The 12,724-nt window shown below is 35.5% G+C and carries 7 protein-coding genes and 1 pseudogene; all 8 read right to left on the bottom strand.

Features of this window, described 5'->3' with window-relative positions; genetic code table 11:
* Positions 1-10 precede the first annotated feature (10 nt).
* Positions 11-1,024 carry a YheC/YheD family protein gene (locus FHP05_RS04670; protein ID WP_147666080.1) on the bottom strand — a complete coding sequence of 338 codons (1,014 nt, stop codon included), beginning with the start codon at positions 1,022-1,024 and terminating at the stop codon, positions 11-13.
* A 175-nt stretch (positions 1,025-1,199) separates the two neighbouring features.
* Positions 1,200-2,843 carry an acylphosphatase gene (locus tag FHP05_RS04665; RefSeq protein WP_147666079.1) on the bottom strand — a complete coding sequence of 548 codons (1,644 nt, stop codon included), beginning with the start codon at positions 2,841-2,843 and terminating at the stop codon, positions 1,200-1,202.
* Positions 2,844-2,874: 31 nt separating this feature from the next.
* Complete coding sequence (locus tag FHP05_RS04660; protein ID WP_147666078.1) at positions 2,875-4,503, bottom strand: acylphosphatase; 1,629 nt, start codon at positions 4,501-4,503, stop codon at positions 2,875-2,877.
* A gap of 38 nt (positions 4,504-4,541) precedes the next feature.
* Complete coding sequence (locus FHP05_RS04655; protein ID WP_147666077.1) at positions 4,542-5,990, bottom strand: ATP-grasp fold amidoligase family protein; 1,449 nt, start codon at positions 5,988-5,990, stop codon at positions 4,542-4,544.
* Positions 5,991-6,012: 22 nt separating this feature from the next.
* Complete coding sequence (locus tag FHP05_RS04650) at positions 6,013-8,151, bottom strand: glycosyltransferase family 2 protein (protein WP_191126233.1); 2,139 nt, start codon at positions 8,149-8,151, stop codon at positions 6,013-6,015.
* Positions 8,152-8,202: 51 nt separating this feature from the next.
* Positions 8,203-10,047 (bottom strand): glycosyltransferase family 2 protein, encoded by a 1,845-nt coding sequence (locus FHP05_RS04645; RefSeq protein WP_147666075.1) that lies wholly within the window; start codon positions 10,045-10,047, stop codon positions 8,203-8,205.
* Between the two features lie 312 nt (positions 10,048-10,359).
* Positions 10,360-11,880, bottom strand: a pseudogene (locus FHP05_RS04640) (ABC transporter ATP-binding protein); the annotation flags it as partial.
* Between the two features lie 56 nt (positions 11,881-11,936).
* Positions 11,937-12,713: an ABC transporter permease gene (locus tag FHP05_RS04635; RefSeq protein ID WP_147666073.1), complete on the bottom strand. Its 777-nt coding sequence runs from the start codon at positions 12,711-12,713 to the stop codon at positions 11,937-11,939.
* Positions 12,714-12,724 lie beyond the last annotated feature (11 nt).

Below are 12,724 nucleotides of genomic sequence, written 5' to 3'. Positions count from 1 at the left end.
TTTTTTGAATTTATGATATGCTCAGTTTATTAATAACATAACTGTAGTAATCTGTTCTCAACAAGGCTGCTTGATCTCTTAATTGTGTAGTACCAGGGGAACTATTAATTTCAAACAAGTATACACTACCATCCGAATCTATTCCTAAGTCAATTCCCATTCTTACTAAAGTAATGTTTCTTAATTCTTCAATTTTATTAGGCAATTTCTTACCAATGTTTTTTAATCTCTGTTCAATTTGATGATGTTTATCATAAAAGTTTGCTTTTAAAAACGGTTTTGTATCACTAACCCCTCCACCACGACTAATATTGGATACAACTTTTTGACCTATACCGACTCGAATAAACTTTCTTGCGATTACCCAATTACCTTTTTCATTTTTTTCCATATTTATTCTGCAATCAAAGGGATATCCACCTTTTGTAATAGAATTAATATATTTTTGAACAATGTATTGTTTTGAATTAACTTTGTCATTGTAAAAGCTCTTCAATTCAACACCATTTATTCTTTCTTCAGTATCATCATATTTAAGTAAAAAACTTTCTTCCTCTTTCATTATTGAGATTACACCATTACCAAATTGCCCGGATATCGGTTTTAAAATTATTTGATTATATCTATCTAAAAATTCCTTCACATCTTCAAAAGTTTCAATTGACTTTGTAGGTATAACTAATTCCTTGAATTGCTTATCTTTTAGAAGGAGTTTTTGTAGGTTCACTTTATTAAATCTATTTTCTCCTGTATCAGATAAAACAGTATTTTTACGCAGAAATTCCAATTTTTCACGCGGCATTTTAAAACAATATGGAGATATATCTATAAATTTAGGTAATGGAACAGTCGCTCGTTTCCATTTATTATTAATAAATATTCTTCCTCTTACTGTTTCCTCATTTATTTTAATATCTTTTGGATTTAAATAAACAAATGGTATTCCTTTATATGCACACGCAACCGCTATTAATTCAGGTAATTCACCCGGTTTTTTTATCGTTGTTAGATATCCAATAAACATAACATTTCTCCTTTTATTTTCATAAAAGATTAAAATATAATTTTCTCAGTTTTTTTAGTAAGAGAAACAAAACATTAACCTAATATGGGTGTACACATGCAGTACTTCAATTTTAATATAGCAATATGATCATTATTACATTTTTTAACTAAATAAGTCGATTTATTATAATAAGTTAGTTTTCTTTTTTCACAATCCCGCCAACCTTACGTATTGGTTCTGAAAATTTCCAAGATGTGCTGTTATATACATGACTAATATCTTTTTCAATCCGATTTTTTTGTTTAATCATCCGTGCTAATTCTTGATTCATTTTACGTAATGAATGTTGGGCTGCTCTTAGACTTGTTGTATTAAATCTCTCTGTAATCTCGAAGCCTACGGTAACTGGATGATTCCACGATTCTTCCTCAACTTTAATAATACTTGACCCCCGCGGATATCCTTTAATTACTTCTTTAAAATTATCGACAATAGATTTATCTGTGCCTGCGATAACAATTTCAACTTCATCAAATACCATGTTTTTAATGAAACCATGTAGATTCCGATCAAGTGCTTGATTTTTTAACCAACGATGGTAACGATGGCGTTGTACATCACCTGTCACGACATATCTTTTTGCATATAATTTACCCAACGGTGCTGGTGCAACTTCTACTTCAAGTGCCGTTCTATCTTCCAATGGTTCTAAAACGGCTGTCATATCAAAGTAAATTTTCGATTGGGATGTATCTACACCTTTTGTTTCTGGGAAATAGTAATCAATAATCGCAGCAGGTATGTCCCGTGATTTCCCTCTTAACGGAAATAATGCTCCACCAATTTGCGCCGTCGGGTTAATTTCAAGAACTACGGCAGCTTGTTTGATGGATGGGTCTTCATTGATAATAATATCTACTCCAGCATGATGTAATCCTGGAATTGCCTTAACTGCATCAATTGCAATTTGTTTTACTTTATCCGGTGTTTCGTCCGTTACATCAATTGGATCTCCACCAGAGGATACATTTGTCTTTTCTCTTAACAGAAGTTGTTTCCCCTTTGGTAGCACACTGTCAAATGTATAGCCTTGCTCTGTAATAAATTCCTCAATTTCTTGGTCATTATGAATTAAACAACTATTCAGCCTTGCGTTCTGTCTACGTTCATAGTTTTTCAATTCAATTAATTCCTCAATATTATGCACACCATCACCAGTGATGTTTGCAGGAATTCGGTTATAAACAGCAATGACTTGGTCCTCTACAACGTAAAGGCGGAATTCTTTTCCTTTTACATGTTGTTCGACAATCACTTCCCCATACTCGAGCTCATGTCGCACATATTGAATAGCTTTTAACAATTCCTTTTCATCTTGAATATTCGTAACAACACCATTCCCTAAGCTGGCATTCGTCGGTTTAAACACTAGAGGATAATCTAATGTTCTACTATATTCAATAATTTCCTCATCTGTTGCATCCTCTTCAAATCCTTTACCTTGAGGAATGGGTACTCCCGCTTTTTCTAGCCATATTTTCGTGATACCCTTTTCAGACCCTATTTCTACCGCTTCATTTTCTACCTTATCCCCTCTTGTTCGAAAGAAGAAATGGGTACGCTCGCCAGAACTAAGTGAAAACAAGCGTCCTGGTGGATTAACACCAAAAATAATCATATCTTCAAAATGCTTAGAGTCCTTTGTATACCATTTTAACTTTAGCCCTCTTCTCCATCCTTCCAGAGCGACCGCAAACGCATCTAATCTTGTTTTACGGGCATTTTTAACAATTTCTTCTGTGAGCTGAGGCAAACTAACACCTGTAATTTTCTTCATCAAAAACGCTCCTCATTTAGCTGTTACATGTTCATTTATTTTTAAAGATTGCACCGAATATTCGAATTGGCTTCGTTGTTTTCCATGAGAGACTGTTATATAGTTTTCTCCGTTCTACTTCGGCTTTTTTCATTTCAAAGTTTGTGCGTTCTATTTCTCGATTTAATAAATCAAGTTCTTCTTTTAATGTTTTAATATCTGCCTTTACTTCAAAGCCTACCTTCAGTGGTTCATCATAGTCTGTTTCTTGGACATCAACCACATGTGCTCGTTCTTCATCTTCCCAAAATGCATTCTTAAAGTCATCGACCATTTCTGGATCTAATCCACCAACAATGACATCGATATCGCCATTTTCTTTATTCATTACAAATCCATGCAAAAAGCGTTCAAATGCTTGTTTTCGTAAACCACGATGATAGCCAATATCTTGCACATCTCCGCTAACCGTGTATTTCTTAGCATAAATTTTCCCTTGAGGAGATGGTGTGACAGTAGAGACATGTGCTTGTCTTGACTGCAATGGCTCTAAAACATCATAAAAATCAAAGTAGATATCATCATTTAATCTCTCTTTTTCCTTCGTCTCAGGAAAGTAATAATCAATAATCGCTCTTGGTACATCACGTGCCTTCCCATGAATAGGATATAGAATTCCACCTAATTGGGATGTTGGATTTAGTTCAATGACATATCCCTTTTCTTCACCTGTTTCAGCATCTTTTTGCAGTAACATATCTACTGCACCATGAACTAATCCAGGAATGGACTGTAATGCTTTTACAGCGGTATCCTTTATCCCTGATGATAGTTCATCCAAAACATCTATCGGATCGCCACCGTATGATATATTTGCTTTATCACTTAAAAACACTTGTTCTCCCTTTTCGGGAACAGTGTTTAAATCATATCCTGATCGTCCAATATAACTTAAGATTTCTTTATCTACTTTAATTTGACAGCTAACGAGTCGAGGGCTTAAGCTTCTTTCTTCATTTTTTAATGCTATTAATGCTTCAATAGAATTAATTCCATCTCCAATAATATTTGGAGGAATCCGTTTGATGGCACCGACTACCTTATCTTCAACAACATATAGGCGAAGATCGTCACCAGGAATATATTGTTCTACGATGATATCTTGATATCCCAATTCCTGTCGCACATAATCCAATGAATGCATCAATTCTCCTTCACTAGTTATATTAGCGACTACTCCCTTACCAAAGCTTCCATCAATTGGCTTTATCACAAGTGGATAGCCTAGTGTATTCGCATACTGTAGAATATCCTCGTTGTCTATATTTCCTGTAAAATGCTTTCCGTCGGGAACTGAGATACCCTTTTCTTTGAGTATTTGTTTTGTTTTTGCTTTATCCATTCCTAGTTCTACAGCTTCATTTATAACTTTATCGCCTCTTGTGCGAAAGAAATAATGTGTTTTTTCATTAGAGCTTAAGGAAAAAAGTTGTCCCGGCTGGTCAACATACCATGTCTTCATTTCCTTGAATTTCTCAGAATCCTTCACATGCCATCTTAGTGTTAGACCTCTTCTCCATCCTTCTAATGCAACTACATAAGCGTCGAGGAGTGTGCCTTGTGTTTCAGAAATAATTTCATCTGCTAAGTGTGGTAGCCACTCCGTATTTACTTCTTCCATTGGATTTCCTCCTACTATCATCATGCAATTAATTATTATTATTGTTGTTGTGCAAAATTTCTCATCTGATTAAACTCATGAAATACCTTCCCAGCTAATAAATCATTTGTTAACTGACTCTCTGCTCTTAGAAAGTAATCTCCTAAGATTTGATCTGTATTTTTATCAAATTCGTCATAATTACCTGGTTTTGGAGTAAATTCTCCAAACACAAGGCCATCATGTGCTCGTAAGAAGTCAATTCGTACAAAGGGTGTCGGGATTTTTTTACTTAACTCGTTGACCATCGATAATTCTTCTTGTGAGACACCTTTCCCTTTAAACACTTGTTCTTCATATTTTCCAACATGAATTCGTTCACCTGAAGCGTTCCACCAACAATATCTAGGCTCTGGAAAACGAGTGATTTCTAGAATGACACCAACTTTTCCATAAAACGTATAGAATTTCACATCTCGAGCCGGAATATGTTTTTCTGGATCTTCTAGAATTAACTCTTCTAACATCCATTCATCTTTTTCTACCCAATGTGTAATTAAATCTTTATGCATTTGTTCTAAAAGTTCATCCCAACTATTGAGTTGCTTTCCCCTCTTTAAATCTACTATATTATCAATACTGTGTACAACATATACACCACGGGAGCCAGCTCCATCAACAGGTTTTATGACAACACCTTCTTTTATCGGAAGTGTTTCTAAAGAATAAACTTCGTCAGACACCCAAGGGGTTCGAATTCCTAGGGATTTAACAAATTGATAGGCTAGTTTTTTATCATCTAATTGCCATTCCGGAAGCATCCCTTGCCATTGCAATTTTCGCATCCGTTGGTTTAAACTCCCTCTAAATGAAGCGACATGTTGTAAAGATAAAGTATTCTCACCTATTCCCGCTCGAACCATGAATTCTGGGATTTCTTCATTTGTTAATGCAGAGAAAACTTTTTGATAAACCCAATTCCGATAATCTTCATTTTCGTTCATATACAAACGTGCAATATATTTTAATGCAGTGGCATAGTTAGTTTGTAACTGTTTTTTGTGTTGGACAGCATAATGAAGAAATGCCATTAATTCTCCATTGTCTCTTTTTTCACGTAGAAATCGCCCAATTTGATCTTCATGAAGTGGAAGTTGTTCAAGTTCCATCTCTTGTAATTTTTGCTTTGCTTGAAATAATTCCCTATTTGTTGTCGCTAGTTCCTTTTCTAGTTCAGCAATGATTTGTTCCTGTTGTATCTCGCGTTCTTTCTTAGTTACCTTTCTCAAGGCTTTTGCAGATTTACGTAACGGCTTAGAATAAATCCAAGTATTGCTATCTTCAATCTGCTTTATTTCCTTTTTGTTTTTGGAAGTCGCTTTATCGATTTTCGTAATCTGTTCTTCTGCTTCTATTAAATCCTGGATTATTTTAGCTTGTTCATTTTTTTCTATAGATTTATCTGTCAATGATTCCGTATTATTCATAGATTCTGTTTGTTGAGTCATTTTTATCACTCCTTTCCTTTTTTTAATCTTCTATGAGCCAGGACTCTAGTCTTGCTTTATATTCTTGCTCGTTCAATTGATTATCTTGAAGCCAATCTTCTTTTGAAAGTGTAATAAATCGTAATTCTTTCTTACTATCTGCTATCAATTGCTTCCGGACATGACTATTTATCGGAAGCCATCTCCCTTTGACACCAAAATAATCTATTAAATTTCTAGAGCATTCCCTCAATGAATATTTTCTTTCTCCCTTAAACTTAGGGGGATTCGGAATAATGATTATCGCCATCGTTGTATCTATTTTGGGTATATAGTCCTGTTTATATTGTATTATTTCGGGATTGCACATAATTATAATACCACATTTTATCTTCTCACCGTAGACAATTATTTGTACATCTTCACCATCGACTTGTCTACGTATAGAAGGATGGACTTTTTGTTTATGATGTGTCCCATAACTTGCCATTTGCAGTAGCCCTGTTCTAAGGTGCAGTTTTTTATTCATCTGGATCATATCAATTATATGCTGGTACGATCCTTCTAACTTACTAAAATCAGCAGCAATAACGACATCAAATGGGCGAAATCCAGATTGCTTATCTTCCCTTGTTGGCCACATTGGTTCAGGAACTGGGAATAAACGCCTATCCTGTGGGTATGGATAATATAGCGTATCGGCCGCTTCGTGATATGTGGTAAATGCCTCCACATATTCCTTTCTTGCTCCCATGAAAAATCCATTATAACCAAATGCCGAGCTGGCGGTTAGAGATGTTACCGATTGTCTTGGTAAAGAGAGCGGTCCGGATTTCAAGTTCACGACACTGTCTTTTCCAAATACTTGAATTAAACGACGCTTAAACTCACCATCTGCTGCAAAACGAACACAGTCCCAAGATCCGAGCTTTTCTATCACAGGTTTACGGCGAAACATTAAAGAAGACATGTTAGGAAAAATGTATTTTCCTGGTGTTCCTCTGCGATATACTTTTAATTCTTCTGTTAACCTTGCATGAGCTGATGTGTTGGCAATAATGTTTTCATTTTCTTGTAAGTGTGTTACTTGTTTTTCGATTTTTTCAGCATGTGACCAATCATCCGCATCATTGACTGTTACATATTCTCCTGTTGCATATTGTAAGGCGATATTTCTAGCCACATATGGACCACTATTAGATGGCGTTTGAAAATATTTTATTCGGTCATCTTTTTCAGCATAGGATTTGATGACTTCTAGTGTATTGTCTGGACTACAATCATCGACAATTATGAGTTCAAGATTTTGCCAAGTTTGTGATAGAATCGATTCTATTGCCGTTTGAATTCCATCTTCTGCCTTATAAGCTGGTAAAATAACGGATACTTTCGGTCCATCTGTAACACGATGTTCGATTGGGACGGTGCGCAAATCATCATATGTTGTCCCGCCATCTTGAAACATAATTGGTGCTATTTTGTACATATCCATCACTTTATTAAAATAAGTCAATCGACCTTCTAATGTTTCTTCTAGGTTTGCTAGAGCAAGATATAAATCATGATGTTCTTGTTTTTCTAACATCTTATGGATGACTTGTTTTCCTTCGTTATTTTCATCTAAAATGTTGTAACACTCTGCCTTGATAATTGCAATACAGCGTAGTTGATTGGTATCCGTTTCTCCATCTTCAGCGACATCCAAATACGTTAATGCTTGTTTTGCCCCAAGTTCAGAATAATCACCGGCATACCAAAGGGCAAGCTCCCATGCGATGGCACGTAAAAGATAAGGATTTGTTGATTCTTCAAACAGGTACTCGATATCCATTAAAGCCTTTTCAGTAAAACCTAAATTATACAAATGGTATTTATACTTTTTTAAGTCATTACTGGCTTTTTTTCGTTTATAAGCACTGCTGTATAATTGTTTTGGATTACGACGACCTAATAAATAAGCACCAAAAGACCGAATCGATTGTTTGACTTTTGCCGGATTCATAAATCGCCATAGTTTACTCTGTTTAACGGCGTTGAATTCCTGCTTCAGTTCTTCCAATTTCGCTTCAGTCTGTTTGTATTCACTACTTTTTTTAGCCAGTTCTATCCTTTTTTGATTTAATTTTGCTTGTAATTCTTCTGTTTTATGTTGTTCATTTTGCCTATGATTTTTTTTATTCATTGGTTGACACATTCTCCCAGATATCTTTTGTTATATGCGTCTTTTCCATTATTATTTTAGTACTTGCACTCTAACGTTAGATGATTTAAAGTGATTTTCTATTTGTTTCATATATAATGGTACCTTTACCTCTTCTAATTCTTTTACAATCATAAATATGTCATCTGCTTGAATCTCCGGAATATATTTTTGTTCATATTTTAATGCTGCTGGGTGAAATAAAACCATTTTTTGTGTTTTAATCTTTTCCCCGTAAACAAGCATATGAATGTTTTTCCCATCGATGAGTTTCCGTATTTCCGGATGAACAACATGATCCTGTGTTACATTGTAAATATGCAACTGTACAAGCCCAATGCGTTCATGAAGATTAGATTGACCTTTTATTTCTGTGATGACTTCTGCATTCAGATGACTAAAATCAGCGACAATCACCCGATCAAATATACGAGCATTCGATTGTTTCTCTTCTCTTGTTGGCCACATTGGCTCAGGTACGGGATATGGTCGTTTATCTTGTGGGTATGGATAATATAACGAATCTGCTGTCTGATGATACGCAGTAAATGATTCCACATATTCTTTTCTTGCACCCATAAAAAATCCATTATACCCGAATGCGGAACTTGCTGTTAAAGATGTTACGGATTGTCTTGGTAATGAGAGTGGGCCAGAATCTAAATCTACCACACTGTCTTTACCAAAGGCTTGGATTATACGACGCTTAAATTCGCCATCTGCTGCAAAACGAACACTATCCCAAGAACCTAGCTTCTCCATGACAGGTTTACGTCGAAACATTAAAGAAGACATATTTGGAAAAATATATTTTCCTGGTGTTCCACGACGATATACTTTCAAATCTTCCGTAAGCCTTGCATGACCAGATGTATTCGCGATGATATCTTCATGCTTTAATAAATGAGTGACTTGTTTTTCAACTTTCTCTCTATGTGACCAATCATCGGCATCATTAACTGTCACGAATTCACCTGTCGCATGTTGTAAGGCAATATTTCTTGCCACATATGGTCCACTATTTGATGGTGTCTGGAAATATTTTATTCGGTTGTCTTTTTTAGCGTATGATTTGATGACTTCTAGTGTATTGTCTGGACTGCAGTCATCAACGATTAGGAGTTCCAGATTCTGCCATGTTTGCGTCAGAATTGACTCAATTGCTGTTTGTATACCATTTTCTGCCTTGTAAGCAGGTAAGATGATGGACACTTTCGGCCCTTCTGCTACATGATGTTCCATTGGGAAGGTTCGTAAATCATCATAGGTTCTTCCATTTTCTTGAAACATGATTGGAGCTAAGCTATACATATCCATCACTTTATTAAAATAAGTCAACCGACCTTCTAATGTCTCTTCCAAATTAGCTAAAGCAAGGTACAAATCATGATGTTCTTGTTTTTCTAACATCTTATGGAGGACTTGTTTTCCCTCGTTATTTCTATTCAACATGTCATAACATTCTGCCTTCATAATCGCGATACAGCGGAGTTGGTCTTTGTCCTTTTCTCCATCTTCTGCAGCAGTTAAATAAGTCAACGCTTGCTTTGCTCCGGGCTTAGAATAATCATTAGCATACCAAAGCGCAAGTTCCCAAGCAATTAACCGTTTCATATGTGGATCTGTTGTTTGCTCATAAAAGGATTGTAAATCCTTTAATCCTTTCTCCATAAAGCCTAAGTTATAAAGGTGGTGTTTGATCTGTTTCAATTGATATCTCTGGGCTCGATTCTTTCCACTACTTGTTAGTTTTTTTAGTTTATCCTTCAGATCTTCTGGAAAAAGATTGGATAAAGCTTTACGTTGCTTTTCATTTAAAACAGTATAAATAAACCAATCGATTGGCCCGATAGCGATTTTTTTTATAGTTTTTAACAAGATATGCACCACCTTTTATGACTGGTTTAATTGTTTTTGTCCTTCTTTTTGCTGATTTGTATTTTTCTTAGCAGAAGTCTTGTTGGCTACTTTCTTCTTCGCTGCGTTACTTTTTGTTGCCGGCTTATGATTTGTCTGCTTGTTGTTTATGGTATTATTCTTTGTTGATTTGCTTTTCGCTGCCTTGGTTTTCGCTGTTTTACCGGTTACTTTGGCTTTTTTTGTTGCTGTTTTGTTTGTTGTTGCTGTTTTGTTTTTTGTTTGTTTGTTTTTCACTGTTTTAGTTTTTGTGTTTTTCCCTTTTACTACCTTGGCTTTTTTTCGATTCACTTTACGTTTTGGCTTCTTCGTAACACCCATTGCTTCCCGGTATTTTGCTACAATTTCCTCTGCATCACCGTCTGCAACAATTTGTCCTTTTTCTATCCAAATCGCACGTGTGCATATCTTTTCCACAAAACTCATACTATGGGAAACGATAATAACTGCCTTAGCAAGTTCCATCATATCTTGAATTCGTTCACTTGCTTTTTGTTTAAAGGCAATATCACCAGTGGCCAACGCCTCATCAATAATAAATATATCCGGTTGAAGAATGGCTGCGATGCTAAATCCTAGTCTAGAGCGCATTCCGCTTGAATAATTTTTAACGGGCTTATGAATAGCTTTACCGATTCCGGAAAATTCAACAATCGCATCATATTTCTTATCGACTCTTGCTTTAGGGATACCTAATAGCATCGCATTCAAATAAATATTATCGGCACCTGTAAGTTGTGGATTAAATCCTGTTCCATACCCTAACAGGGCGGATGTTTCACCTGCTACTTCAATACTTCCTTCATCAGGAGCATAAATACTGGTTAACACCTTACATAATGTGCTTTTTCCAGCTCCATTATGTCCGATAATACCTACAACTTCCCCTTCTTTTATTTCAAAGTTAAGGTTTTTTAATGCCCAAAATGTACCTGTATTTAATTTAAAGGAAACACCGACATTTTCTGCTTTAACAACGGTTTCTGTACCAATTGCGGTATCCGTTTTCTTTAGTTCTAAGCTACGACGTTTTTTCCTTTTAATAGGTGGTACTGTCGCACGATAGTTTTTAATAACTTCTTTTGGTTCACCGATTTCTCTTACTTTTCCTTTTTCTAACCAGATGAGTCGGTCACAGTGACGCTGGGCATAACCTAGGCTGTGGGTGACGATAATCACCATTTTAGCCTTTTCAACCAATGTTTTCATTTTCTCGGCTGCTTTACGACTGAAACGTGCATCTCCTGTATTTAATGCTTCATCTAAGATTAAAATTTCAGGATCCAAGTGAGACGCGACACTAAAACCTAATCTAGCGCGCATTCCACTGGAATAATATTTCATCGGTTGGTCGATAAATCCTTCTAAATCTGAGAACTCGTGGATGCTATCGATATACTGGTGAATTAAATCTTGATCAATTCCAAGCATCATCCCATTTAAATAGACGTTCTCTCTTCCGGTCAATTCGGGATTAAATCCCATACCAAAGGAGAATAGGGCTGTAACATTCCCATCTACTTTTAGTTCCCCACGATCATGTTGTAAAATGCCTGTAATCACCTTGCTAAGTGTTGTTTTACCAGCACCATTGGAGCCAATAATGCCAAGAATTTCCCCTTGATGCCCAGTAAAACTAATATCTTGTAAGGACCAAACCTTCTTTTTCTTCTTTTTCTTCCCCTTTCGCTTGAAAGAGCCGAGAACAAGTGATTTAAAGTCATCACGTTCTCGACTTGGGAAAGAAACGCCTATATTCTTTGCTTTAATAACATCTTTTTTAGAAGTTTGCATCTCTTAATAAACCCTCTTTTATATCCATATTTACGATTGAAATTAAGTTTCCCTTCTTACAGTGCTTTAATAATTTTATGTTCATGTTTACTGTAATGGTAAAGCATATAAGCACCTAGGATAATGGAAGCTACAAATATGATTCCCAATCCAACAAAATTCGGTGTTTGGTGATACATAAAAATATCACGGTAGGAAGTTACGATAATCGCAATTGGATTATAATCTGTTATCCAACTATATTCGTCAGGTAATCTTCCGCCTTCCCAAATAATTGGTGATGCGTAGAAGAAAAGTCTCATAATATGTGTTAATACATTATCAATATCACGAACAAATACCGTAATATACCCTAAAAATAATCCAATCGATAATAAGAAGCAAGTTTGGATTAGGATTAGCACTGGTAAATAAAGGATGTACCATGATGGCTTCACACCAAAGAACACTAAGAATAAAGCAATCACAATTAAACCAAATAAAAAGTTAAACAGTTGCGAGATAGTAAATGCAACTGGAAATATCGACTTCGGTAAATAGACTTGATTGATAATTGATTTATACCGCAGAATAGACTTAGCAGATGAATTAATTGTCGTACTAATCCAACGCCATACAACTAAACCAATAACTAGAAATACCGGGTAGTCCGGACCCCCACGTTGCAAAATAATAACAACTAGGAAATAGTACACAAGTACGTTTAATAGCGGATCTAAAAGCCACCAGAAATAACCTAAATAACTATTTCGATGTTCTGCTTTTAGTCCCGATTTCACAAGATAAAATAATAAATCTTTCCGTTTTAATAATTCTTGTAAATATGTTTTCATAAACAATCGAC

Origin of the sequence: Cerasibacillus terrae (assembly GCF_008039555.1) — a bacterium.
Lineage (GTDB): Bacteria > Bacillota > Bacilli > Bacillales > Amphibacillaceae > Cerasibacillus > Cerasibacillus terrae.
The sequence above is the reverse complement of the archived record's forward strand: the minus strand, read 5'-3'. Positions and strand labels throughout refer to the sequence as shown.

Bases quoted from the DNA above. Each gene is read 5' to 3' on its own strand.
- FHP05_RS04670 (WP_147666080.1), bottom strand. From the start codon at position 1,024: ATGTTTATTGGATATCTAACAACGATAAAAAAACCGGGTGAATTACCT.
- FHP05_RS04665 (WP_147666079.1), bottom strand. From the start codon at position 2,843: ATGAAGAAAATTACAGGTGTTAGTTTGCCTCAGCTCACAGAAGAAATT.
- FHP05_RS04660 (WP_147666078.1), bottom strand. From the start codon at position 4,503: ATGGAAGAAGTAAATACGGAGTGGCTACCACACTTAGCAGATGAAATT.
- FHP05_RS04655 (WP_147666077.1), bottom strand. From the start codon at position 5,990: ATGACTCAACAAACAGAATCTATGAATAATACGGAATCATTGACAGAT.
- FHP05_RS04650 (WP_191126233.1), bottom strand. From the start codon at position 8,151: ATGAATAAAAAAAATCATAGGCAAAATGAACAACATAAAACAGAAGAA.
- FHP05_RS04635 (WP_147666073.1), bottom strand. From the start codon at position 12,713: ATGAAAACATATTTACAAGAATTATTAAAACGGAAAGATTTATTATTT.